We start from the raw sequence: 24,015 nt of genomic DNA on the forward strand, positions 1-24,015 counted from the left end.
TCCACTCACATCCATAAACCGGGGGGTGTGGATGATGAGCGGCATGCGTGTACTCGTAGCCGAGGACGAGCGCGACCTCGCCGCGCTCCTCGCCACCGGCCTGCGGCGGGCCGGCTTCGCCGTCGACACCGTCCATGCGGGCGACGACGCCCTGGAACTGCTCGGCCTGCCCGCGTACGACGGTGCCGCGCCCAGCCCCTACGACGTCCTCGTCCTCGACCGCGATCTGCCCCGCGTCCACGGCGACGACGTGGCCCGGCAGCTCGTCGCCGCCGCCTCCCCCACCCGGATCCTCATGCTCACCGCCTCCTCCGCCGTGGAGGACCGCGTCCAGGGCCTCGACCTCGGCGCCGACGACTACCTCGGGAAACCCTTCGACTTCCCCGAGCTCGTCTCCCGCGTCCGCGCCCTCCGGCGGCGCTCCGCCCGGCCCGCCCTGCCCCCGCTCCTGGAGCGCGACGGCCTCGTCATGGACACCGCCCGGCGGACCGCCACCCGCGACGGGCGGGACCTCGACCTCTCCCCCAAGGAGTTCTCCGTCCTCCAGATCCTCCTGGAGGCCGACGGCGCCGCCGTCTCCGCCGAGGAGCTCCTCGAACGCGCCTGGGACGCCCACGCCGACCCCTTCACCGGCGCCGTACGCGTCTGCATGAGCAAGCTGCGGGGGAAACTCGGCGACCCGGCGCTCGTCCGGACCGTCCAGGGCGTGGGGTACGTGCTGTGAGCGAGCCCGTGGTGAGCGAGTCCTTCCTCGGTGCCGGGTCCACCATCCGCACCCGCATCGCCCTCGTCTACGGCGGTGTCTTCCTGGTCCTCGGCGCCGTCCTGCTGCTCGTGGTGAACCTGCTGGTCAGAGCCGGCACGGACGCCGACACGGACGCGATCGTCGCCCGCGCCGACGACGTCGCCGTCGTCGAGGCGTACGAGATCGGCGACGACATCAGCCGGGCCGCCGGCCAGCAGATGCTCATGTGGTCCTGCATGTCCCTGCTCGTCATCGCCTGTGGCGCGGTCGTGGTGGGGTGGTGGACCGCCGGGCGCGTCCTGCGGCCCGTCCACGAGATGACCGCCCGGGCCCGGCGGCTCTCCGGCCTCGACGAGAGGCTCGACGTGCGCGGGCCCGACGACGAGCTCAAGGAACTCGGCGACACGATCGACGCGCTGCTCGGGCGCCTGGAGACCGCGTTCGACAGCCAGCGCCGGTTCATCGCCAACGCCTCCCACGAGCTGCGCACCCCGCTCGCCACCCAGCGCGCCGCGATCCAGGTGGGTCTCGACGACAGTTGCGACGTGCGACAGATCCTGCTCGACAGCAACCTTCGCAGCGAGCGCCTCATCGACGGCCTCCTGCTCCTCGCACGGAGCGAGCGGGGGCTCGCCGAACGCGAGGACGTGCCGCTCGGGGACGTCGTCGACGAGGAGTACGCGGGCGCGTGCGTGGTGGGCGACGGCGGTGTCGTACGGGGGAGCCGGGTGCTGCTCGCACAGCTCGTACGGAACCTCGTCGCGAACGCGGTCGCCTACAACGTGCCGGGGGGCGAGGTGCGTGTGCGGGTCGAGGCGCCCGGTGTCCTCACCGTCGTCAACACCGGGCCGGTCGTCCCCGAGGGCGACGTCGACGGGCTCTTCGAACCCTTCCGGCGCGGGGAGGGGCGGGACCGGATGGGGCCCGGCGCGGGGCTCGGGCTCTCCATCGTCCGCTCGATCGCCCTCGCGCACGGGGGCGCGGTACGCGCCGTGGCGCGGGGTGCGGCGGAGGGCGGCGGGCTGGTGGTGACGGTGACCCTGCCGGTCACCGTCACCACCGTGGCCGTCTAGAACTCCAGGCCGGCGAGCAGGCCCCGGTAGAACGCCGCGTGCGCCGTCTCGACGGGGGTCAGGCCCGCGAAGTACGTCGCCGTACGGGGGGTGCCGTCGAGCTTCCGGAGGTAGTCGAAGGCCTTGTTGTCCTCCTCGCCCCAGGCCACGAACCGCCAGTGCAGCGGGCGGTCGGCGGCCTCGGCGAGCGCCTGCGTGGCGGCCGTCTTCGACTCCGGCGCGCCGTCCGTCTGGAACACCACGAGTGCCGGGCGGGCCGGGTCGTTCTTCTCGTGGTGCGCGAGGACCTCTTCGACGGCCCGGTGGTAGTTCGTACGGCCCAGGCGGCCGAGCGTGCCGTTGATCTCCTCGACGCGGGTGGGCGTGAGGTCGGCGGGAGCCAGGTCGACGGTGCCGTCGATGTCCGTCGAGAAGAACACGGTCGTCACGGTGGCGGCCTCGTCGAGGTGCGCCGCGAGCGCGGTGACCTGCTCGGCGAGCCGCTGCACGGAGCCGTCCTTGAAGTACCCGCGCATCGACCCGGACCGGTCCACGACGAGGTACACGGCGGCCCGCGCGCCCGTGAGCCCCTGCTTCTTGAGCTGCGCCCCGGCGGCCTTGTACGCGTCCGCGAGGTGCGGGGCGGCGGCCTTGACGGCGGCGAGGGAGAGCGCGGGTACGGCCTCCACGCCGGTGGCGGGCGCCTCGTCGGCCTGAACGTCGTCGGCCGGCGCCTCGTCGGCCGGAACCTCGACGGGCTGAGCCTCCGGCTCGGCCACCGGGTCGGTGACCTCGCCCTCCGGCTGGGCCGCGGTCGTGTCGTCGGCGGCGACGGCCACTTCCGGCTCGGCCGGGGCCTCGGGCGCCTGCTCCTCCGGAGCGAGTTCGAGCGCGTCCGCGTCGGCGGTGACGGTTGTCTCCGGCTCCGCCGGGGTTGCGTCGTCCTCGACGACGGCCGCTTCCGGCTCGGCCGCCGGGACGGTGGCCTCGGCCTGCGGCTCCTCCGGGGCGGCGGCCTCCGGCTCAGCGGCGGCTTCGGACGTGTCCGCGTGGTCGGCGACGACCGTCTCCGGCTCCGCCAGGGTGGTGGCCTCGGCCTGCGGCTCGTCGGCGGCGTCGGCCTCCGGCTGGGTCGGGGTCGTGTCGTCGGCGGCGACGGCCGCTTCCGGCTCCGCCGGGGCCTCGGGCGCCTGCTCCTCCGGAGCGAGTTCGGGCGCGTCCGCGTCGGCGGTGACGGCCGTCTCCGGCTCCGCCGGGGTCGCGTCGTCCTCGACGACGGCCGCTTCCGGCTCGGCCGCCGGGACGGTGGCCTCGGCCTGCGGCTCCTCCGAGGTGTCCGCCTCCGGCTCGGTCGCCGGGGCGTCAGCCTCGGCCTGCGGCGCCTCCGCGGCGTCGGCTTCCGGCTCGGCCGGGGCCACGGGCTCCGTCTCCGCCTGCTCCTCCGGAGCGGGTTCGGACGCGTCCGCGTCCGCGGCAACAGCCGTCTCCGGCTCCGCCGGGGTCGCGTCGGCCTCGGCCTGCGCCCCCTCCGGGGCGTCCGCCTCCGGCTCGGCTGCCGGGGCCTCGGGCTCCGGCTCCTCCTGGGCCGCCGGGGCGGCAACCGCACCCTCCGGCTCGGCCGCCGGGGCGGTAACCGCGTCCTCCGGGTCCGCCGTCCGGGCCTTCGGGATGTGCGGGTTGTCGAAGGACGCCGCCACCAGGTCGTCCGCCGCGCGGCGCGCCGCGGCCTCCGGGGTGACCCGGGCTTCCGGGGTCTCCGGGGTGGACGTCTCCGGGGTCTCACGCGTCTGGGGCGGGACGGAGGTTGCCGGGGATTCCTCGCGGTCCCGGCCGAACACCTTGCGCAGCATGCTCCGAATACCCATGGGCGAACCCTTTCGCATGAGTGGGGGTGCAGTGTGAATGTCCGTACTGGGCGTTTCGGGACGTTCATCCCTGGCCAGGGCGGACACGTAAGGTTAGCGGCCACCCCCTCCCCCTCCGGTGACCCGGTCGCCCCCGGTTGCCGTGCATTCATTCGGCGTTCACTCCGGCGCCGTCCCTGTGCAGATGTGCGCACATAGCGTCGCCGCCGAAGGAATCCGACACCATGTCGGCGCAGTGGTGCGCCGGAGGAGGACGAAGTGCGCAAACTGCTGCCGCTGCTGAGCGCGAACCCCCACGGAGGCGGCCGTTCCGCTCTCACCTGCCGGTTCCGCTGCGGTGACGCCTGCTTCCACGAGGTGCCCAACACCAGCGACAACGAGTACGTCGGCGACGTCATAGCCGGCGTGCTCTCCCGCCGCTCCGCGCTCCGCGCCGCCGCCGTCGTGACGGTCGCCTCCGCGGCCGGTGGCGCCGTCGTCCTCGGGAACGCCCCCGCGGCCGAGGCCCGCCCGCAGTGGCCGCACAGGCCGGAGCGCACCGACGGAGCCCGCGGTCTCCGCTTCGCGCCGGTCGCGCCCAACAACGACGACCGGGTCACCGTCCCCGCCGGGTACGCGCAGAACGTGGTCATCCGCTGGGGCGAGCCCATCCTCCGCGGCGCGCCCGCCTTCGACTCGGAGAACCAGACCGCGAAGGCGCAGGCCGGCCAGTTCGGCTACAACAACGACTTCCTCTCCCTGCTGCCGCTGCGCGGGGAGCACGACCGCCAGGTCCTCGTCGCCAACCATGAGTACACCGACGAGGTGCTCATGTTCCGCGGGTACGACGCCGCCGACCCGACCCGCGAGCAGGTCGAGGTGGCCTGGGCCGCGCACGGCCTGTCCGTCGTCGTGGTCCAGGAGGAGCACCGTACGGGCAAGCTCACGCCCGTCATCCGCCACCGCCTCAACCGGCGTCTGCACACCACCAGCGAGTTCGAGGTCACCGGGCCGGCCGCCGGCAGCGCCCTGCTGAGGACCTCCGTCGACCCGACCGGCCGCACGGTCCTCGGCACGCTGAACAACTGCGCCGGCGGCACCACCCCGTGGGGCACCACCCTCCACGGCGAGGAGAACTTCAACCAGTACTTCGCCAACGGGTCGAGCGCCACCGACAAGCGGTACGGCGTCGGCACCGGGGCATCCGAGCGGAAGTGGGAGCGCTTCGACAAGCGCTTCGACCTCAAGCAGGAGCCCAACGAGGTGCACCGCTTCGGCTGGGTCGTCGAGCTCGACCCGTACGACCCGGAGTCCACGCCCCGCAAGCGCACCGCGCTCGGCCGCTTCAAGCACGAGGCCGCGCAGCCCCGCCTCACCGAGGACGGCCGTCCGGCGGTCTACATGGGTGACGACGAGCGGTTCGACTACTTCTACAAGTTCGTGTCGAGCAAGCGGATGAAGAAGGGGAACTCGCGGGCCGCCCACGAGCACAACCTCACCCTGCTCGACGAGGGGACGCTCTACGTCGCCAAGCTCACCGGCGACTCGCCCGCCGCCGAGATCGACGGCACCGGCAAGCTCCCGAACGACGGCGAGTTCGACGGCTCCGGCGTGTGGATCCCGCTCGCCACGGCCGGCCCCGACGGCGCCGTCTCGCACGTCCCCGGCATGACCGCCGAGGAGGTGTACGTCTTCACCCGTCTCGCCGGTGACAAGGTCGGCGCCACCAAGATGGACCGGCCCGAGGACGTCGAGCCGTCCCCGCGCAGCGGCCGCGTCTACGTCGCGCTCACCAACAACTCCGACCGCGGCAAGGCCGGCAAGGCGCCCGCCGACGAGGCCAACCCGCGCAACCTCAACAAGCACGGGCAGATCCTGGAGCTCGCCGAGCACTGGGACGACCCGTCGGCCGACGGCTTCGCCTGGCGTCTGTTCCTGGTCGCGGGTGACCCGAACGACCCGGCCACCTACTTCGCCGGCTTCCCCAAGGAGAAGGTCTCCCCGATCTCCTGCCCGGACAACGTGGCCTTCGACCCGCACGGCAACCTGTGGATCTCCACCGACGGCAACCAGCTCGGCTCGCACGACGGCCTGTTCGGCGTCGCCACGCGCGGCGAGCGGCGCGGTGAGCTCAAGCAGTTCCTGACGGTGCCGACCGGTGCCGAGACCTGCGGCCCGCTCGTCCAGGACCGCCGCGTCCTGGTCTCGGTGCAGCACCCGGGCGAGGTCGACGGCGCCTCCGTCGAGAAGCCCGCCTCCGTCTGGCCGGACGGCCCGGGCAAGATCGTCCGCCCGTCGGTCGTCGCCGTGTGGCGCACGGACGGCCGCGACATCGGCGTCTGACGCGCGGAGGGGCCCGGGGGTGGGGTCACTACTCCACTCCCAGGCCCTCCCTGAACCGCGTGAACTGCTCCTCCGGGTCGCCCGTGTACGCCCACGGCACCCACGCCGCCCGTCTGCCGAGCATCCCCATCAGCTCCCGGGCGATCTCCACCTGGCCCGCGTAGCAGGCGGCGTGCGCGAGGAAGTTGAGGTCGGCGACCTCCTCGGGTGCCACCGGGCGCTCCGGGTCCCGGCCGCCGATCCAGCGCGCGTGGGTGCGGCGCAGCTCCGTGACGGCCAGCTCGTGCTTCCAGTGCTGGTCGAAGCCGCGCACCGGGCCCCGGCCGAGCGCGCCGTCCGCGATGTACCGGTACTCCTCGACGCGGGCCACCTGCACGAGGACCGGCAGCGGCGAGCCGGGCGGTGCCACGCCCGCCGCGTCGCGGGCGAAGTCGTACATGCTGCCGTGGGTGCCGTGCCACCGCGCCGACCAGTAGCGCAGCACCTGGATGTGGCCCTCGGTGTTGTACGGGTCGCGGCGCCGCAACTCGTCGAACCAGTGGCGCAGTTCCCGGCGCGGCACCCCGCCGTCGTACAGCCGGGCCACCGACAGCAGGGACACCCACGGCATCGGGTCGGCCGGTGCGGCCTCGGCCGCGCCCCGGCAGGCGTCGACGGCGGCGTCGATCCGGCCCCGTTCGAGGGTGGCGCCCCGGCCGGCCGCGATGGCCGCGTCGAAGACCCGTACGACCTCGGTCGCGGCCCGCAGGACCGCGGCGTCGGGGTTTCCGGGTTCGGCGGCCCGCCAGGTCTCGACGGTGGAGCTGCCCGCGGCGGCGTGCGAGAGGAGCCGCAGCCGGTGGGTGCGGCGCGCCCAGTCCGTACCGGTGGCGCCGAGCAGGTCCCGTACGCCCTGCCAGCGGCCGATGACGATGTCGTGGCGCGCCTCGGTCAGCGCGCGGTCCCCGAAGTCCGGGTCGAAGTCGGGCGCGAAGCGCTCCGGACGTGCCGGGCGCGCGAGGCGGCGGCGTACGGCCATCGGGGGCCTCCTTCGGGTTCGGCTGCCGTCAGAAGTCGCTCGGTGTGGAAGAGAGGGGTCGTCAGAAATCCGTTGCGTAGTTCTTGTCGCGGGTTCCCGTACGCGGGCGCGTGGCCGGGGTCGAGCCCTCCGCCGCCGCGAGCGCGCGGACCGCGTCCAGGCGGGCGGGGCGGTAGTAGTCGCTGCCCTTCCGCCAGTACACGAGCAGCGGGACCACGCCGAGGAGGAGTCCGCCGAGGCCGATGGTGACGGCGGTCCTGGAGAGTTCGCCGAGCGATTCGGCGAAGGCCCAGAGCATGAAGGCGGAGCCGAGCAGCGGCCAGAGGCCGCCGAGGACCAGGTTCCGTACGGAGCGGAACAGGACCGACTTGTACGCGACGACGGCGGCGATGCCCGCGAGGCCGTAGTAGAACGCGATCTGGAGGCCGATCGCGGCGACGGCGTCGCTGAGGATCCGCTGCACGGAGCCGGCGGCCGCGGCCGCGCAGAACATCAGGAGGGCGGCGCCGCCGACGGCGGCGATGGCGACCCACGGGGTGTTCCAGCGGCGGTGCACGAGGCCGAGCGCGGCGGGCAGGGTCCGGTCGCGGCCCATCGCGAAGAGCGAGCGGGTGACCTGGAGGAGGGTGGTCTCCAGGGTGGCGACGGTGGACAGGAGGACCGCCACGACGAGCAGCTTGCCGCCGACGCCGGGCCAGATCTCCTGGCCGAGGACGGCGAGGACGTTGGGTCCCGCGGCGCGGATCTCCTCGGCGCTCAGCAGGACGTTGACGGCGACGGTGAAGGCCTCGAAGAGGAGGAAGACGAAGCCGACGCCGACGAGCGCGGCGAGTCCGGCGGTGCGCCGGCTGTCGCGGGTCTCCTCGCTGAGGTTGCTGGTGACGTCCCAGCCCCAGTAGTAGAACGCGGCGATCAGCGCCCCGGCGGCGAAGCCCTCGGGCCCGTGGAAGTTGTCGAGGGCGAACCAGGACCAGTCGAAGGCGGTGGCCCGGCCCCGGTGCGCGACGGCGGCGAGCACGAAGCCGAGCAGGATCAGCATCTCGACGCCGGACATCACGAGTTGTGCCCGTACGGTGAGCCGGGCGCCGCCCAGGACGACGAGCAGCATCATCAGGAACCAGCCGGCGCCGACGGCCGCGGCGAGCGGGGTGTTCGCGGCGAGGTCCGCGTCGATCAGGGAGAGCGTGAGGGAGCCGGCGGGCAGCGAACCGGCCACCATGAACACGGTGGCGGCGAAGACGAGCGCCCAGCCGGAGAGGAAGCCGAGGAAGGGGTGGAGCGTGCGGCCCACCCAGGAGTATCCGGCACCGGCGTTGACGTCGATGCGGCCGAGGCGGGCGTACGCCAGGACGATGCCGAGCATCGGTATCGCGCAGTAGAGCAGGGCGGCGGGCCCGGCGAGGCCGACCGCGCCGAAGAGGACGGCGGTGGTGGCGGCCAGCGAATAGGCGGGGGCGCTGCCGGCGACGGCCATCACGATCGTGTCGAAGGTACCGAGGACGTTGGGCTGGAGCCCTCTGTTCGTGGTGGTGCGCATGGCGGGTCCTCGGGGGCGCGGGGCTGAGGCAGGACGGGGGGCACGGCGGGGCAGGGCGAAGTGGCCCGTCCGCCGGGCCGGTTGCCGACGGCGGCGGGCGCGGATCACGGTGAATCGAGCGCATCGTAGTCGCCCGGGTGGCTTCCGGTAACGGCGGTGGGGAAGGTTCCGTTCCGTGACCGCCGGTAAGTCCTCCCGTACGCCCCCGGAGGGAGGTTTACCGCAGGTCGGGACCGGCGATGGCGCGGGCCGCGCCGACCTCCTGGCGGAGCGGCGCCAGGACTCCGCTCTCGTCGCCGGGGAGCTCCGCGCGGACCTCCACGAGGGTGTCGGTGCCGCGCAGTCCGTCCGCGAGCTCCCGCAACTCCCGCTCCACGGCGGCGACCTCCGCCGGGTCGGGCGCGGGGGCGCCGTGGTCGACCCTGATCCGGGCGGCGGTCGTCGCGTCCACGATCCGCTCCACCGCGACGACGAGCGGCCACCAGGCGGCGGCGCGGGTGCCCGTCGGCGGTGGTTCGGTCAGGGCCCGCTGGAACTCGGAGCGGACGGTCGACAGGTCCCGGTAGAGCTTCCGGCGGGCCCGCAGCCTGCCGCCGTGGTCCTCCTCGGCGCCGAAGGCCTGCCGCACGTACGCGGCGGTGTCGGCGACCGCGTCCGCGAGCCGGTCGCCGATGCGGGCGTGCCAGGACTCGGGCCACAGCAGATAGCCGGCGACCAGCGCGATCCCGCAGCCGATGAGGGAGTCGTACAGACGGGGCATGACGAGGTCGAAGCCCTGGTGGTTGAGGGTGTCGGAGAGCAGCAGGATGACCGGGGTGATGGCCGCGGTCTGGAAGGCGTACCCCTTCGCGGAGAAGGCGGGGATCAGCGCCGCGAGCACGGCCATCACCGGCACGTCCCACCAGCCGCGCGGCACCTCGGAGAGGACGAGGGCGGCCAGGACGAGTCCGGCGGCGGTGCCGGCGGCGCGGAGCACGGCCCGGGAGAAGACCGAGCCGAAGTCGGGCTTCATGACGAAGGTGACGGTGAGCGCGACCCAGTACGAGCGGGGTACGGCGATCAGGGACACCAGGGCCTGCGCGAGGCCGATGCAGAGCGCGAGCCGCAGGCCGTACCGCCAGGACGCCTCCGAGAGCAGGACGGCGCGGGCGGCCCGGCGGGCCCGGACGCGCAGTGCTGCGGGCCGCCCGAGCCGGTCGTCGACGTTGTACGGGTCGGCGTCGGCCTGGTGGACGACGGCCGCCGCGTGCCGCAGGGCGTGGTCCACGGCCTTCTCCGCGGGCCGCTCGGGCGCGGGCAGGTCCAGGACGGCGCCGCCGGTGCGGCCCTCCTCGACGGCGTCCGCGAGGTCCCGTACGGCCGCGGGGATCGCGGGGGACAGCGGGCCGACGAGCCGGGCCCGCAGGTGGGCGGCGGGCGCGGCCTCGACGAGCGGGATGACGACGTTGAGCTGGGCGAGGATCCGCACCAGGGAGGAGGCGCGGCCGTGCTGGCGGGCCCGGCGGGCGAGCACCAGGTCGTACGACTGGTTGAGCGAGGCGGTGACGGCCTGCCGCTTCTCGTCGTACGCGCCGGTGCCGGTGGCCTCGTACAGCTCGGCGACGGTGCGGTACGTCGCGGCGACGGCCTCCCGCTCGGGCGCGGCCCGGCGCATCGGCCAGCCGAGGAGGGTGAGGACCAGGACGAACAGCCCGCCCAGGGTGAGGAGCACGGGCGCCTTCCACCAGGGGTCGGGCATCGGCAGGCCCGCGCCGACCACGGCGTTGAGGAGGAGCAGCAGTCCCGAGACGGAGGCGACCGCGCCGATCGAGGAGATCATCCCGGAGACCATCGCGACGAGGGTCAGGACGGCGACGGCGAGCCAGCCCTGCCCGAAGACGAGCGTCCCGAGGGTGACGCCGAGCGCGCCGAACAGCTGCGGCACCGCGATGTTGTAGACCCGCATCCGGTAGGCGTCGGCGGTGTCGCCGATGACGCCGGAGAGCGCGCCCATGGAGACCAGTGCGCCGTACGCCGGCCGGTCCACCGCGAGCCCCACGGCGAGCGGCACGGACAGCGCGACGGAGGCGCGGACGACGGCGGCCCAGGGGATGGGGGTGGGGGCGGGCTTGAGACCGGCGGTGAGCCAGGCGGGCGGGGTGATCCGTGCGGGGGCTGCGGGACGTGCCATGCGTCCAACGTACGACGCGCCACCGCGCCGTTGCGGGCGGTGCCCCACCGCCGTGTGGGCAGGTGTCCCGCTTGGGGGTCCCCCCTGGACGAAGTCCTTGGGGGAGGGACGGGTGGGCACACGGGACGGCGCCCTCAGCGGCGCCTCCGCGTTCCGCGCCTGGACCCGCACCACGGACGCGGCGCACGTCGGGGTGCGGGTTCGGGCTCGGGAGCCTCTGGCGCCGGCAGGGGGCGCCGTCCGTTGTGCCCATCCGTTCCGCCCTGGGGGCACCTCCCGGACGAAGTCTGGGGGAGGAACGCATGCCCACAACGGGCGGGTGGTGGGTCAGTTGCGGTAGGACTCGACCTCGGTGGCCGGGCGGAGGGTCGCCTCGTCCGGGTCCTCCCCGAACTCCGCCTTCGCGCGCCGCTGCCGCAGCAGGTCCCAGCACTGGTCGAGGCGCACTTCGAGGTCGGCGAGGCGGGCGCGTTCCTCGGGCAGGAGGCCGCCGGTGCCGGCGCGCTCGCGCAGGGCGCGCTCCTCCTCGACGAGGGCGCCGATGTCGTCCAGGATCTCCTCGTTGTCCATGCCTTCCAGCGTGGCGGATCAGCGCCCGGTGTGCAGGTCGAGATCGGCGAGGACGGCCCGGTGGTCGGTGCCGGCGAGGCGGGGGAAGCGGACGCCGCGGACGGTGAAGTCGTCGCTGACCAGCACGTGGTCGATCTGGACGTAGGGCGGGAGGGGGCCTTCCGCGGGCCAGGTGGGGGTGCGGGCGGCGCCCGCCAGGCGGGCGGCGTCGTGGAGCCGGCCCGCGTCGAGGACGGCGCGGAGGGCGGCGTGGTCCTGGGAGGCGTTGAAGTCTCCGGCGAGGAGGAGGGGTCCCCCGGTGTGGCGGGCGGCGGCGTCCCGCACCCGGGCGAGTTCCCGTTTCCACCGGTGCACCTGGCGGGGCAGCGGCGGCAGCGGGTGGGCGAGCTGGACGCGGACGGACCGGCCGCCGATCTCGGCGGTGGCGCCCGGCATGCCCATGGCCGCGGGGAGGGCGGCCCGGTCGCGCAGCGGGTAGGCGCTGAGGAGGACGGAGCCGGTGGAGCCGGCGCCCTCGACGGAGGCGTGGTGCGGGAGTTCGGCGGCGAACGCGGTGGTGAGGGCGCGCCCGCAGGCGGGGTCGCACTCGGAGACGAGGACGAGCTGGGGGTGTTCGCGCCGGATGGTGCTGATCAACGCGGCGGTGGCGCGGCTGAATTCGACGTTGGCGGCGAGGACGCGGGGCCGGGCGACGACCGGCCCGTGCGCGGTGGTGGTGTCCGGCCCGTACGGCAGGAGTGTCCAGGCGGTGGCGGCGAGGACGACGACGGCGACGAGGGAGAGGGCGCGGCGGCGGGCGGCGGCGGCGAGCAGGACGGCGAGTCCGGCGGGGACGGTGAGCCAGGGGAGGAGGGAGAGCAGCTGCGGGACGGGTGTGACGGCGTCGGTGTCGAGCAGCCGGCAGCCGGTGACCAGGGCGGGCACGGCCAGGAGCAGCCCCGCGGCCCAGGCGGCGAGGCGTCGCCTGGGCCGGAGGGGGCTCACCGGGTCGGTGGGGGGCACGGGCTCGGCGGTGCGGACTCGGTCCACGCGCCTCAGTGCCGCAGGGCCTGCGCGATCTCCGCCTTCGGATCGCCGGAGAGGGTCCGATTGCTGCGTGCCGTACCGGTCTTGGACTTTCCGGGTTCGACGCCGTCGATGGTGAGGACGACGGCGTCGAGCAGATTGCCGTCGCTGTCACGGAAGTTGACCATGATCGTGTAGTCGGCGGTCTTGTCCTTGGGGTTGGTCGCGGTGATCGTGGAGACCGTGCGGTCCCCGTCGGTGCTGGTCGGTCCGGCGCTGACGTCGCCGCCCGCGTTCACCCCGTCCTTGACCTCGTTCATCTTCTCCTGGGCTGCCGAGGCGACGGCCGCGGTCGCGGAGGAGACGATCTCTCCGGCCTTGTCCGTGGCGGCGTCGCAGCCGGTGAGCGTGGAGAGGAGGGCGGTGGCGGCGAGCGCGATCCCGGTCGTGCGTCCCATCGGCCGGCGCCTCAGTACTTCTCGTCCGTGCCGTAGGCCTCGTCCGTGGCCAGGGCCCAGATCACGAAGATCGAGACGGCCATGGAGAAGAGCGCCCACCACGGCTGGTAGGGCAGGAAGAGGAACTGGAAGAGGATGTTGAGGGAGGCCAGGGCGATACCGGCGACCCGGCCCCACTCGGCGGCCTTGAGGATCCCGAAGCCGGCGATGGCGACGACGACGCCGAGGATCAGGTGGATCCAGCCCCAGGTGGTGAGGTTGAACTTGAAGACGTAGTCGCCGACGCGGGTGTAGATGTCGTCCTCGGCGATGCCGGCGATGCCCTGGAAGACGTCCATGATGCCGGTGACCAGCATGAGGACGCCGGCGAAGAGGGTGCCGCCGGCGGCCCAGGCGCCGGAGGTGCTGCCCGTCTTGCGGGGTGCGGTGTTCTGGCTCATGGCCCCATCGTCGGAGCGTTCGTACGTTTCCGAACTTTCAACTGGGCCGAACGAGTGAGCGAAGGAAGGCGTCGAGGGCCGCGTCGAACTCCTCGGGCCGTTCCAGGTTGGGCAGGTGCGCGGCCCGTTCGATCACGGTGAGCGTGGAGTGGGGCAGCAGTGCGTGCATCTCCTCCGCGTCCGCCACCGGGGTGTACGTGTCGTCCCGGCCGACGACGACGAGCGCGGGGACGGCGACGGTGGTGAGCGTCGCGCGGTAGTCGGGGCGCTCGGCCCGGCCGCGCAGGGCGGCCGCCGCGGCGACCGGGTCGGTGGCGCGCATCATGCGGTGGACGTGCGGTGCGGCGTGCGTGTTGTACGGGGCGACCATCAGGTCCAGGACCTCGTCGGCGTACCCCTGCATCCCCTCCTTGAGCAGCCGGTCGGCCATGGCGTTCCGCGCGGCCCTGCCCTCCTCGGTCTCGGCGGCGGGGAAGGTGTCGGCGAGGACGAGTCCCCGGACGCGCTCGGGGTGGCGGCGGACGAGCTCCATGGCGGTCTGGCCGCCCATGGAGAGCCCGGCGAGGACGCACTCCTCGACCTCCAGCGCGTCGAGGAGGGCGACGAGGTCCTCGGCGAAGTCACCGAGGCGGGTCGCGCCGGTCGACGCCCCCAGGGGCGTGGCGCCGTAGCCCCTCAGGTCGGGGGCGATGACGCGGTGGGTGCGGGAGAACCGGTCGATCTGCGGCTGCCACATGGTGTGGTCGAAGGGGTGGCCGTGGACGAGGAGGAGGGCGGGACCGGACCCCTGGTCCTCGAAGTGGAGCCGGGTGGCGAGGGTGTCGGTGAAGCGCATGACGGCAGGCTAGGCAGCCGCAATTGCTCGGTGCAATAAGATCTTTGCTCTCGGTGCAATGAGTGCCCGGCGATCGGGGAGGGGTTCGGGTGGACGAGTACCGGAGGATCGCGGACCGGGTCGAGGCGGCCGTACGGGACGGGCGGCTGCGCCCCGGCGACCGGCTGCCGCCCCAGCGGGTCTTCGCCCGCCGCCACGGCATCGCGAACTCGACGGCGATCCGGGTGTACGGGGAGCTGGCGCGCCGCGGTCTGGTCGTCGGCGAGGTCGGGCGCGGCACCTTCGTCCGGGCGGCGCCCCCGCTGCCCGGACCCGCGCTCGCCGAGGCGACCGGCGCCGCGCCCGTCGACCTCCAGCTCAACTACCCGGCGGCGGAAGGCCAGTCGGAGCTGATGGCCCGCGCGCTCGCGGCGCTCGCCCGGCCCGACGTGCTCGCCGAGGCCGTCTCCCGGCCGGCCGCGGCAGGCGGCACCCCGGAGGCCCGGGAGGCGGCCGCGGCCGTGCTCGCCCGGCCCGGCTGGGCACCGGATCCCGACGGCGTCCTCTTCGCCGGGAACGGCCGCCAGGCCATCGCCGCGGCACTCTCCGCGCTCGTGCCGCCCGGCGGCCGGCTCGGCGTCGAAGCCCTGACCTATCCCCTGGTCAAGGCGGTCGCGGAACGCCTCGGCATCCGGCTCGTCCCCCTCGCCCTCGACGCGGAAGGGGTACGGCCGGACGCCCTGGAGGCCGCCCACCGGGCCGCTCCCCTCGCCGCCGTCTACCTCCAGCCCACCCTGCACAACCCGCTCTCCACGACCACCGGGGAGGCGCGCCGGGCCGAACTCGCCGAGCTCCTGCGCCGCCTGGACCTGACGGCCGTCGAGGACACCACCTGGGCCTTCCTCGTCCCCGACGCGCCCGCGCCGCTCGCCGCCCACGCCCCCGAGCGGGTCCTTCTCGTCGACAGCCTCTCCAAGCGGCTCGCCCCCGGTCTGACCGTCGGCTATCTCGTGGTGCCCGCCCGGTTCCGTACGGTCGCGGCCGACGCCCTGCGCTCCGGCGCCTGGACGGCCGGCGGGCTCGCGCTCGCCGCCGCCACCCGATGGACCGGGGACGGCACGGTCGCCGAGGCCGTCGCCGCCAAGCGGACGGACACCGGGGCCCGGCACGCCCTGCTCCTGCGCCGGCTCGCGGGACACGCCCTCCGGACCTCTCCGCACGCGTACTACTGCTGGTGGGAGCTGCCCTCGCCCTGGCGCGCGGAGACCTTCACGGCGGCGGCGGCCGCACGCGCGGGCGTGGCGGTCACCCCGGGCAGCGCCTTCGCGGTGGGCCGCGGCACGGCACCCGACGCCATCAGGCTGGGGCTCGCGTCACCGCCGCACGCGGTGCTCGACGAGGCCCTGACCCGCCTGGCGGCGGTGGCGGCCGAGGAGCCGTGAGCCCGAGCCGGCCCTTCCACGGCAGGCGCTCGCCCGCGCCGGGATCGTCACCTCCGTCTCCGGCCCCAAGGGCGGCTTCCGCCTGGCGCGGGCCCTGGACCGGATCACGCTCATGGACGTCGTCACCGCGATCGAAGGTCCCGACGAGGCGTTCCGCTGCACCGAGATCCGGCAGCAGGGACCGGGGGCGGGAGTCCCGCGGACGTACGCCGCCGAGTGCGCCGTCGCCGGGGCCATGGGCCGGGCCGAGCCGGCCTGGCGCCGCGAACTCGCCGCCCAGACCCTCGACGACGTCCGGCAGCGCGCGGAGCTCCAGGCGCCGACGGCCCGCGCAGACCCTCAGCGGAGTCGCCGCGCTCGCCCTCCCGGGCATGCTCTTCGAGATCGACGCCGTCGCGGTGCGGCCCGACGCCTGATCCACTTGCGGGGCGCCGGCCACGGGTGTGCCCTGGAGGGTGCGGGAACGGGAAGCAGGGGGGCGAGAGACGAGGAGCTCCTGCCATGGCCGCACACGCAGCCGTACCGACCGGGCGGCGCATCACCCTGAACGGCTGGGGAGCCCCGGTCACGATCGGCGTCCTCTACGGCCTCTACGCGGCGACCAACGTCCGCCAGGGAGGCCCCACCACCATGGGCCAGCTCTGGCTCGGCATCATCTCCGCCATCGTCCTCGCCGTGGGGATCTGGACGCTCCGGCGCTATGGCCACGCCCTCCCGCGCGAGCTGCGCGGCGCCGCGTGGGGCTCGCTGGTGGGGATCGCGGTCGGCTTCCTCTACAGCCTCAGCGGCGCGAGCGTGTTCTCGTCGAGCATGCTGGGGCTGATGAGCGGAGGGGTGGCCGGGGCCGCGGCGTACTACCTCTTCTACACCCACGAGGACGCCACGGGTCACCCGGCGCCGTACTGACGGGTCGTCCCGCCGCGGGATCCGCCGCTCTGGCGATCCCGCGGTGACCGTCGGAGACTGGGAGGAGCGCTCTCCTTCGCGCGCGTCTGCTCCGCGCCCTCTTCTCCCGGAGGATCCACGGTATGACCGACCTCGCCATCGAGACCGAGGGCCTGGTCAAGGTCTTCGGGAGCAACCGCGCCGTCGACGGCATCGACCTCCGCGTGCCCTCCGGCACCGTGTACGGGGTCCTCGGGCCGAACGGCGCCGGCAAGACCACCGCCGTCAAGATGCTCGCCACCCTGCTCCGTCCCGACGGCGGCCGGGCCAGCGTCTTCGGCAGGGACGTCGTCAAGGACGCCGACGCCGTGCGGGGCCGGGTGAGCCTCACCGGGCAGTACGCCTCCGTCGACGAGGACCTGACCGGCACCGAGAACCTCGTCCTGCTCGGCCGGCTGCTCGGCCACACGCGGCCCGCCGCCCGCGAGCGCTCCGGGCAGCTGCTCACCGCGTTCGGGCTCGCGGAGGCCGCCGACAGGCAGGTCAAGAACTACTCGGGCGGCATGCGGCGCCGTATCGACATCGCCGCGTCCATCCTCAACACCCCTGACCTGCTGTTCCTCGACGAGCCGACCACCGGCCTCGACCCGCGCAGCCGCAACCAGGTCTGGGACATCGTCCGCGCGGTGGTCGCCCAGGGCACCACCGTCCTGCTGACCACCCAGTACCTGGACGAGGCCGACCAGCTGGCCTCCCGGATCGCCGTCATCGACCACGGCAAGGTGATCGCGGAGGGCACGAAGGGCGAGCTGAAGGCCTCCGTCGGCTCCGGTTCCGTGCACGTACGCCTCCGGGACCCCGAGCAGCGGCCCGGCGCCGAGCGGGTCCTCGGAGGCGCCCTGAACGCCACCGTCCAGCTGGACGCCGACCCGGTCGCGCTCACCGCCACCGTCAACGGCCACGGGACGGACCTGGGCGCCGCCGAGCAGGCCGCGCGGGCGCTGGCGGAGCTGGCACGGGCCGGGATCGTCGTCGACGACTTCGCGCTGGGGCAGCCCAGCCTCGACGAGGTCTTCCTGGCACTGACGGACAGGAAAGGAACGACGGCATGACCGTCACCACCGGCAAGGACACCCGGTCGGCCGACACGCTCGACTTCGTCGCCCCGAAGGCGGACGAACTCGCGGCGCTGCTCGTGGGCCACTCCCGGCCGCCGCGCCCCAGCGCGCTCTCCGCCTCGATGACCTTCGGCTGGCGGGCCATGCTGAAGATCAAGCACGTGCCGGAGCAGCTGTTCGACGTGACGGCGTTCCCGATCATGATGGTGCTGATGTACACGTACCTCTTCGGAGGTGCGCTGGCCGGCTCCGTCTCGTCCTACATCCAGTTCCTGCTGCCCGGCATCCTCGTGATGAGCGTCGTGATGATCACGATGTACACGGGTGTCTCGGTCAACACCGACATCGAGAAGGGTGTCTTCGACCGCTTCCGCACCCTGCCGATCTGGCGGCCGGCGCCGATGGTCGGCTACCTCCTCGGCGACGTCGTCCGCTATCTGATCGCCTCGGCCGTGATGCTGACCGTCGGCATGCTCATCGGCTACCGGCCGGACGGCGGCATCGTGGGCGTGCTGCTCGGGGTCGCCCTGCTCCTGGTCTTCTCGTTCGCGTTCTCGTGGATCTGGACCATGTTCGGCCTGCTGCTGCGCAGCGAGAAGTCCGTCATGGGCGTCTCGATGATGGTGATCTTCCCGCTGACGTTCCTGTCGAACGTCTTCGTCGACCCGAAGACGATGCCGGGCTGGCTCCAGGCCTTCGTCAACAACAGCCCGGTGACCCATCTGGCGACGGCGGTACGCGAACTGATGGCGGGCCACTGGCCGGCCGCGGACATCGCCTGGTCGCTCGGGTGGTCGGCGGTGCTCGTGCTCGTCTTCGGGGCGGTCACCATGCGGCTCTACAACCGCAGGTGACGGACCGCTACTTCCCGCGCGGGGTGGTCTGCTGGACCGCCCAGCGGTTGCCGTCCGGGTCGGCGAAGAAGACGAACGACCCCCACGGCAGGTCGGAGATGTCGCTGACCGTGATGCCTCGCGCGGTGAGCTCGCGGTGGGCCTCCTCGATGTCGGTGACGACGACCTGCATGTTGTCCAGGGAGCCCGGGGCCATCTCGGTGAGGCCCTTGCCGAAGGCGATCGAGCAGGCCGAGCCCGGCGGGGTCATCTGCACGAACCGGATGTCGTCGTCGACCGGCACGTCGTGGTCGGCGTGGAAGCCGACCTGCTCGTAGAAGGCCTTGGCGCGGTCGACGTCGGTGACGGGGACGGCGACCAGTTCCAGCTTGATGTCCATGACGGCATCATGCGCCGGGACGCCGCCCGGCGCACGGCGTGGGCGGCCCCCCGGTCGTCGGTCGTCAGTCGTCCGCCGTCTCGCCTCGTACGACCACCACGGGGCACGGCGCGTGCTGGGTGACGTGGGAGGAGACCGAGCCGAGGACGGCCGCCTTGAAGCCGCTGTAGCCGCGGTCGCCGACGACCAGGAGGTTCGCGCCCTCGGACGCGTCGACCAGGGCCTGGGTGGCGTTGCCGCTGACGACCGTGCGGGTGGTGGCGGCGGCTTCGGGCTCCGTGAGGGTGGCGTCCACGGACTGGTCGAGGATCTGCCGGGCGAGGGCCTCGGGGTCGAACTGCAGGGGGACGCCCGGCATCACGTTCGCCCAGGTCGCCGGGTACTCCCAGCTGATCACCGCCTGGAGCGAGTCCCCGGTGAGCGCGGCCTGCGCGGCCGCCCACCGCAGCGCCTTCAGGGAAGGTGCCGATCCGTCCACGCCCACCACGATCCTGCCGCCGGCCATCGCCGACCTCCGTTTCGCTGTCGGGACCCCGGGAGCCCTACGGGCCTCCCGGGCCTCCCCCACAACGTAACAAACCGATCAATCCAACCGCAGATCGGCCAACTGCTTCTCGAACGGGACGATCTCGTCGTCGTCCTCCCGGCGGGCGGGCCGGGCCGCGACGGTGTCCGCGAACTCGTGGCCCGCGCGGGTGATCCGGGCCGGCAGCCCGTCCGTGTACGCGTCGCCGCCCGAGCCCCAGTCCTCCGAGGCCGCGTAGACCGCGGTCGGGACGACGAGGGCCCGCAGGTAGGCGAAGAGCGGCCGCAGGGCGTGGTCGAGGACGAGCGAGTGGCGGGCGGTGCCGCCGGTCGCCCCGATGAGGACCGGGACGCCGGTCAGGGCGGCCGGGTCGATCAGGTCGAAGAAGGACTTGAAGAGGCCGCTGTAGGAGGCCGTGAAGACCGGGGTCACCGCGATGACGCCGTCCGCGGACGTCACCGTGTCGATCGCCTCCTGGAGCGCGGCCGACGGGAAGCCCGTGACGAAGTTCTTCGCGATGTCCACGGCCAGGTCGCGCAGTTCGACGACCTGGACGTCGACGGCGTACTCCTGCTCGGCCAGCCGGTACCGGGCCGCCTGCAGCAGCCGGTCGGCGAGCAGCCGGGTGGAGGAGGGGGCGCTGAGTCCGGCGGACACGGCGACCAGCTTCAACGTCTGCATGACCTCAGACCTCCTGGGACGCGAGGACGGCGGGGTGGAGCGGGGCGGTCTCGGGGACGCCGGCGGGGCGCAGGTTCGCGAACTCCTTGCGCAGCACCGGGACGACCTCCTCGCCGAGGATGTCGAGCTGCTCCAGGACCGTCTTGAGGGGCAGTCCGGCGTGGTCGACCAGGAAGAGCTGGCGCTGGTAGTCGCCCACGTAGTCGCGGAAGGACAGGGTGCGCTCGATGACCTCCTGCGGGGAGCCGACGGTCAGCGGGGTCTCGCGGCTGAACTCCTCCAGGGAGGGGCCGTGGCCGTAGACCGGCGCGTTGTCGAAGTACGGGCGGAACTCCCGTACCGCGTCCTGCGAGTTCTTGCGCAGGAAGACCTGGCCGCCGAGGCCGACGATCGCCTGCTCGGGGGTGCCGTGGCCGTAGTGCGCGTACCGCTGCCGGTAGAGGCGGACCATCTTCTCGGTGTGCTGCTTGGGCCAGAAGATGTGGTTGGCGAAGAAGCCGTCGCCGTAGTAGGCGGCCTGTTCGGCGATCTCGGGGGAGCGGATGGAGCCGTGCCAGACGAACGGCGGGACGCCGTCGAGCGGGCGCGGGGTGGAGGTGAAGCCCTGGAGGGCGGTGCGGAACTTGCCCTCCCAGTCGACGACGTCCTCCCTCCACAGCTTGTGGAGGAGCGCGTAGTTCTCGATGGCGAGCGGGATGCCCTGGCGGATGTCCTGGCCGAACCACGGGTAGACCGGGCCGGTGTTGCCGCGGCCCATCATCAGGTCGACGCGGCCGTCGGCGAGGTGCTGGAGGGTCGCGTAGTCCTCGGCGATCTTCACCGGGTCGTTGGTGGTGATCAGGGTGGTCGAGGTGGAGAGGATCAGGTTCTCCGTGCGGGCGGCTATGTGCCCGAGGAGGGTCGTCGGGGAGGACGGCACGAACGGCGGGTTGTGGTGCTCGCCGGTCGCGAAGACGTCGAGCCCGACCTCCTCGGCCTTGAGCGCGATGGCGACGGTGTTCTTGATGCGCTCGTGCTCGGTGGGGGTGCGGCCGGTGGTGGGGTCGGCCGTCACGTCGCCGACGGTGAAGATCCCGAACTGCATCGTGCTCACCTCTCGCGTTCCTGGTTAGTGGTTGAAGCTTAAACTATCCGCTCCAACGGCGCGACCCCCTCCTCTATTCCGGCCCGTACCCTGGACCGCATGACCGAGAAGGCGGCGCACGACAACGAGCAGTGGAAGGAGCGGGGCGTGATGCTCCGCGTCTTCGTGTACGTCTTCGCCACCCACGCCTTCGCCGGCTTCGTCTGGCTGCTCTTCTACGTCGGCCAGAACGCCCAGAAGTGACCGTCCGGTAAGACCCGGCCAGGGCTCACGTAAAGTCCCCGACGTGAACGCTGCGATATCGGTGGTGTCGGTCGTCGGAATCGGCGCGGACGGCTGGGACGGGCTCCCCGAGAGCTCCCGCCGCGTCCTGCGCGCCGCCGAGGTGCTGATCGGCGGCCCCCGCCAGCTCGACCTGCTGCCCGCCGGCGACTGCCCCGGCAGCCGGATCCCCTGGCCGAGCCCGCTGCGCCCCGCCGTCCCCGGTCTGCTCGCCGCCCACGAGGGGCGTCGCGTCGCCGTCCTCGCCAGCGGCGACCCCCACTTCTACGGGATCGGCCGCACGCTCGCCGAGCTCGTCGGCCCGGACCGCCTCGACGTCCGGCCGCACCCGTCCTCCGTCTCGTACGCCTGCGCCCGGCTCGGCTGGCCCCTGGAGGCCACCGAGACGGTCTCCCTCGTCGCCCGGCCGCTCGACGCGCTCACCGCCGCCCTCCACGACGGGCGCCGGCTCCTCCTGCTCGGCGAGGGCCCCGACAGCCCCGCGCGCGTCGCCGCGCTGCTGCACGAGCGCGGCTGGGGCGGCACCCGGATCCGGGTCCTGGAGCAGCTCGGCGGCCCCGCCGAGCGGATCCTCGACGCCACCGCCGCCGACTGGCCGTACGAGCGCGCCGACGCCCTCCACGTCCTCGCCCTCGACTGCGTACGCGACCCGGACACGCTCCGGCTCGGCACCACGCCCGGGCTGCCCGACGAGGCGTACGAGCACGACGGCCAGCTCACCAAGCGGTACGTGCGCGCCGCCACCCTCGCCGCCCTCGCCCCCGCCCCCGGCGAACTCCTCTGGGACGTCGGCGGCGGCTCCGGCTCCATCGGCGTCGAATGGATGCGGGCCCACCGCTCCTGCCGGGCCGTCGCGGTCGAGAAGTCCCCCGAGCGGGCCGCCCGCATCGCGCGCAACGCCGGCGCCCTGGGCGTACCGGGCCTGAAGGTCGTCACCGGCCCCGCACCCGCCGCGCTCGCCGGCCTGCCCACCCCCGACGCGATCTTCATCGGCGGCGGCCTCACCGCCCCCGGCCTGCTCGACACCTGCTGGGAGGCCCTGCCGCCCGGCGGCCGGCTCGTCGCCAACACCGTGACGCTGGAGTCCGAGGCGCTGCTCGCCGACCGGTACCGCCGCCACGGCGGCGAACTGATCCGGCTCGCCGTCTCCACCGCCGTGCCCGTGGGCGGCTTCACCGGCTGGCGCCAGGCCATGCCCGTCACGCAATGGTCCGTAACGAAGGGTTGTACAGAGGAATGACCGTCTACTTCATCGGCGCGGGCCCCGGCGCGGCCGACCTGATCACCGTGCGCGGCGCGCGGACCCTCGCGCGGTGCGGGGTCTGCCTCTACGCCGGCTCCCTCGTCCCCACCGAACTCCTCGCCGAGTGCCCGCCGGACGCGAAGCTCGTCGACACGGCGAAGCTGGACCTCGACCAGATCCTCGCCGAGATCACCGCCGCCCACGAGGCCGGCCAGGACGTGGCCCGGCTGCACTCCGGCGACCCCTCGGTCTTCAGCGCGGTCGCCGAGCAGATGCGCCGCCTGGACGCGGCCGGCATCCCGTACGAGGTCGTGCCGGGCGTCCCGGCCTTCGCGGCGGCCGCGGCGGCGCTGAAGCGGGAACTGACGGTCCCGACCGTCGGCCAGACCGTCATCCTCACCCGCATCGCCCAGCAGGCCACCCCGATGCCGGAGGGCGAGGACCTCGCCACCCTCGGCCGCAGCGGCGCCCTGCTCGTCCTCCACCTGGGCGCGCGGTACGTCGACCGGATCGTCTCCGAGCTGGTCCCGCACTACGGCGCGGACTGCCCGGCGGCGGTCGTCGCGATGGCCAGCCGCCCGGACGAGGTGGTGCTGCGCGGCACCCTGGAGGACATCGCGGAGCAGGTGAAGGCGGCGGGCATCACCAAGACCGCGGTCATCATCGTGGGCCGCACGCTGGCGGCCTCGGAGTTCCGCGACAGCCACCTGTACGACCCGGCGAGGGACCGCCACACCTGCTGACGGTCCCGACCGCGGCGGCCCGGTGCCTCAGGCGTTGGGCCGCTTGCCGTGGTTCGCCTTCTTCTTCTTGCGGGCCCGCTTCTTGTTGCCGCGCTTCGCCATGGGACTCCCTCTCGCTCGGGGGTTCTGCCGTGGCCAGCCTAGGTTCAGGAGCGGGCGGTCGCATCCGATGGACGTGTGCCGACCGGATCGTCGTCGTCACGGTCCGACGGAGGCCCGCTCGTCCACTCCGGCGCCAGCACCGACATCACCGTCGCGTCCACCCGCTCCCCCTCCCACAGCAGGGCGCCCCGCAGGACGCCCTCCGGGCTGAAGCCGGCCTTCTCGTAGACGCGGCGGGCGCGGGGGTTGAAGGCGTAGACCTCCAGCCAGATCCGGTACAGGCCGAGGGTCTCGAAGCCGTGGCCGACGATCAGCCGGGTCGCCTCCGTGCCGAGGCCACGGCCGACGGCGTCCGGGACGAACGCGATCCGGAAGGCGCAGGACTCGTTGCCGGGGTCCCACTCGGTGAGGACGGCCTCGCCGACGACCTGCCCGGTCGCCCGCTCGACCACGGCGAGGTCGAGCCGGTTGTCCGTCGCGCCCCGGGAGCCGTACCACTTCACCAGCGTCGCCTCGTCGAAGTGCGTGTGGTTCCCGGTCAGCCGGTTGCCCTCCGGGTCCTCGAACATGGGCAGCAGCGCGGGCACGTCCGCCTCGGTGACGGGCCGGAGGACCACCAGGTCGCCGGTGAGGGTGGGCTTGTGCGAGAAGTCGGTCATCCCCGGATTCTCGGTGGCGGC

General features: G+C 73.6%; 25 protein-coding genes and 1 pseudogene. 11 read left to right on the forward strand and 15 right to left on the reverse strand.

Going from position 1 to position 24,015, the window contains the following annotated elements; translation table 11 throughout:
- Positions 1–43: 43 nt before the first annotated feature.
- Positions 44–724: a response regulator transcription factor gene (locus IE237_RS18205; protein WP_189803061.1), complete on the forward strand. Its 681-nt coding sequence runs from the start codon at positions 44–46 to the stop codon at positions 722–724.
- Entirely contained in the window at positions 721–1,818 is a 1,098-nt protein-coding gene (locus tag IE237_RS18210; RefSeq protein WP_229842749.1) for a sensor histidine kinase, read from the forward strand. Before IE237_RS18205 ends, IE237_RS18210 begins: the two co-directional genes overlap by 4 nt.
- Here IE237_RS18210 and IE237_RS40800 read toward each other — a convergent pair.
- Positions 1,815–3,662 carry a VWA domain-containing protein gene (locus tag IE237_RS40800; RefSeq protein ID WP_229842750.1) on the reverse strand — a complete coding sequence of 616 codons (1,848 nt, stop codon included), beginning with the start codon at positions 3,660–3,662 and terminating at the stop codon, positions 1,815–1,817. The genes IE237_RS18210 and IE237_RS40800 overlap by 4 nt on opposite strands.
- Positions 3,663–3,920: 258 nt before the next feature.
- On the opposite strand from IE237_RS40800, the gene IE237_RS18220 reads away from it, so the two are divergent.
- Entirely contained in the window at positions 3,921–5,984 is a 2,064-nt protein-coding gene (locus IE237_RS18220; RefSeq protein WP_189803062.1) for a PhoX family protein, read from the forward strand.
- Positions 5,985–6,012: 28 nt separating this feature from the next.
- On the opposite strand, the gene IE237_RS18225 is transcribed toward IE237_RS18220, so the two are convergent.
- The 8 genes from IE237_RS18225 to IE237_RS18260 all read right to left on the reverse strand — a co-directional run bounded on the left by IE237_RS18225 (position 6,013) and on the right by IE237_RS18260 (position 14,017).
- Complete coding sequence (locus IE237_RS18225; RefSeq protein ID WP_189803063.1) at positions 6,013–7,002, reverse strand: hypothetical protein; 990 nt, start codon at positions 7,000–7,002, stop codon at positions 6,013–6,015.
- A 61-nt stretch (positions 7,003–7,063) separates the two neighbouring features.
- On the reverse strand, positions 7,064–8,539 hold the full coding sequence (locus tag IE237_RS18230; RefSeq protein WP_189803064.1) for an APC family permease: 1,476 nt from the start codon (positions 8,537–8,539) through the stop codon (positions 7,064–7,066).
- A gap of 217 nt (positions 8,540–8,756) precedes the next feature.
- Entirely contained in the window at positions 8,757–10,709 is a 1,953-nt protein-coding gene (locus IE237_RS18235; RefSeq protein ID WP_189803065.1) for an FUSC family protein, read from the reverse strand.
- 327 nt (positions 10,710–11,036) lie between these two features.
- Positions 11,037–11,279 carry a DUF2630 family protein gene (locus tag IE237_RS18240; protein ID WP_189803066.1) on the reverse strand — a complete coding sequence of 81 codons (243 nt, stop codon included), beginning with the start codon at positions 11,277–11,279 and terminating at the stop codon, positions 11,037–11,039.
- Positions 11,280–11,297: 18 nt separating this feature from the next.
- Positions 11,298–12,308: an endonuclease/exonuclease/phosphatase family protein gene (locus tag IE237_RS18245; RefSeq protein ID WP_189803067.1), complete on the reverse strand. Its 1,011-nt coding sequence runs from the start codon at positions 12,306–12,308 to the stop codon at positions 11,298–11,300.
- Between the two features lie 5 nt (positions 12,309–12,313).
- Positions 12,314–12,742, reverse strand: a complete 429-nt coding sequence (locus tag IE237_RS18250; RefSeq protein ID WP_189803068.1) for a hypothetical protein — start codon at positions 12,740–12,742, stop codon at positions 12,314–12,316.
- 11 nt (positions 12,743–12,753) lie between these two features.
- A complete protein-coding gene (locus IE237_RS18255; protein WP_189803069.1) occupies positions 12,754–13,182 on the reverse strand; it encodes a DUF7144 family membrane protein in 429 nt (142 codons plus the stop codon).
- A gap of 37 nt (positions 13,183–13,219) precedes the next feature.
- Entirely contained in the window at positions 13,220–14,017 is a 798-nt protein-coding gene (locus tag IE237_RS18260) for an alpha/beta fold hydrolase (protein ID WP_189803070.1), read from the reverse strand.
- A gap of 89 nt (positions 14,018–14,106) precedes the next feature.
- On the opposite strand from IE237_RS18260, the gene IE237_RS18265 reads away from it, so the two are divergent.
- The 5 genes and pseudogenes from IE237_RS18265 (at position 14,107) to IE237_RS18285 (ending at position 18,295) form a co-directional block, all read left to right on the forward strand.
- The gene (locus tag IE237_RS18265) at positions 14,107–15,438 is read left to right on the forward strand and encodes an aminotransferase-like domain-containing protein (protein WP_189803071.1); all 1,332 of its coding nucleotides are present in this window, start codon (positions 14,107–14,109) and stop codon (positions 15,436–15,438) included.
- A gap of 22 nt (positions 15,439–15,460) precedes the next feature.
- Positions 15,461–15,793 (forward strand): annotated as a pseudogene (locus tag IE237_RS18270) (RrF2 family transcriptional regulator); the annotation flags it as partial.
- A 146-nt stretch (positions 15,794–15,939) separates the two neighbouring features.
- Entirely contained in the window at positions 15,940–16,344 is a 405-nt protein-coding gene (locus IE237_RS18275; protein ID WP_189803072.1) for a hypothetical protein, read from the forward strand.
- A 122-nt stretch (positions 16,345–16,466) separates the two neighbouring features.
- The gene (locus tag IE237_RS18280) at positions 16,467–17,435 is read left to right on the forward strand and encodes an ATP-binding cassette domain-containing protein (protein ID WP_189803073.1); all 969 of its coding nucleotides are present in this window, start codon (positions 16,467–16,469) and stop codon (positions 17,433–17,435) included.
- Entirely contained in the window at positions 17,432–18,295 is an 864-nt protein-coding gene (locus IE237_RS18285; protein ID WP_189803074.1) for an ABC transporter permease, read from the forward strand. The genes IE237_RS18280 and IE237_RS18285 overlap by 4 nt, the downstream gene beginning before the upstream one ends.
- Before the next feature lie 7 nt (positions 18,296–18,302).
- Here the strand turns inward: IE237_RS18285 and IE237_RS18290 are convergent, their stop codons facing one another.
- From IE237_RS18290 to IE237_RS18305, 4 genes are all read right to left on the reverse strand, one after another.
- Complete coding sequence (locus tag IE237_RS18290; RefSeq protein ID WP_189803075.1) at positions 18,303–18,674, reverse strand: VOC family protein; 372 nt, start codon at positions 18,672–18,674, stop codon at positions 18,303–18,305.
- Positions 18,675–18,738: 64 nt separating this feature from the next.
- Positions 18,739–19,179, reverse strand: a complete 441-nt coding sequence (locus tag IE237_RS18295; protein WP_189803076.1) for a universal stress protein — start codon at positions 19,177–19,179, stop codon at positions 18,739–18,741.
- Between the two features lie 78 nt (positions 19,180–19,257).
- Positions 19,258–19,881 (reverse strand): FMN reductase, encoded by a 624-nt coding sequence (locus IE237_RS18300; protein ID WP_189803077.1) that lies wholly within the window; start codon positions 19,879–19,881, stop codon positions 19,258–19,260.
- A 4-nt stretch (positions 19,882–19,885) separates the two neighbouring features.
- Positions 19,886–20,965 carry an LLM class flavin-dependent oxidoreductase gene (locus tag IE237_RS18305; protein ID WP_189803346.1) on the reverse strand — a complete coding sequence of 360 codons (1,080 nt, stop codon included), beginning with the start codon at positions 20,963–20,965 and terminating at the stop codon, positions 19,886–19,888.
- 99 nt (positions 20,966–21,064) lie between these two features.
- On the opposite strand from IE237_RS18305, the gene IE237_RS18310 reads away from it, so the two are divergent.
- The 3 genes from IE237_RS18310 to cobM are packed head-to-tail and all read left to right on the forward strand — an operon-like array spanning position 21,065 to position 23,233.
- Positions 21,065–21,208: a DUF6126 family protein gene (locus tag IE237_RS18310; protein WP_189803078.1), complete on the forward strand. Its 144-nt coding sequence runs from the start codon at positions 21,065–21,067 to the stop codon at positions 21,206–21,208.
- Positions 21,209–21,251: 43 nt separating this feature from the next.
- Positions 21,252–22,487 (forward strand): precorrin-6y C5,15-methyltransferase (decarboxylating) subunit CbiE, encoded by a 1,236-nt coding sequence (gene cbiE, locus IE237_RS18315; protein WP_189803079.1) that lies wholly within the window; start codon positions 21,252–21,254, stop codon positions 22,485–22,487.
- The gene (gene cobM / locus IE237_RS18320; RefSeq protein WP_189803080.1) at positions 22,484–23,233 is read left to right on the forward strand and encodes a precorrin-4 C(11)-methyltransferase; all 750 of its coding nucleotides are present in this window, start codon (positions 22,484–22,486) and stop codon (positions 23,231–23,233) included. Before cbiE ends, cobM begins: the two co-directional genes overlap by 4 nt.
- Before the next feature lie 27 nt (positions 23,234–23,260).
- Here cobM and IE237_RS41720 read toward each other — a convergent pair whose 3' ends face one another.
- Together IE237_RS41720 and IE237_RS18325 are read right to left on the reverse strand one after the other, a co-directional pair.
- Positions 23,261–23,335 carry a 50S ribosomal protein bL37 gene (locus tag IE237_RS41720; RefSeq protein ID WP_099895366.1) on the reverse strand — a complete coding sequence of 25 codons (75 nt, stop codon included), beginning with the start codon at positions 23,333–23,335 and terminating at the stop codon, positions 23,261–23,263.
- A gap of 44 nt (positions 23,336–23,379) precedes the next feature.
- On the reverse strand, positions 23,380–23,994 hold the full coding sequence (locus tag IE237_RS18325) for a GNAT family N-acetyltransferase (RefSeq protein ID WP_189803081.1): 615 nt from the start codon (positions 23,992–23,994) through the stop codon (positions 23,380–23,382).
- Positions 23,995–24,015: the final 21 nt, after the last annotated feature.

Origin of the sequence: Streptomyces tanashiensis, assembly GCF_014648895.1 — a bacterium.
Classification (GTDB): Bacteria; Actinomycetota; Actinomycetes; order Streptomycetales; family Streptomycetaceae; genus Streptomyces; species Streptomyces tanashiensis.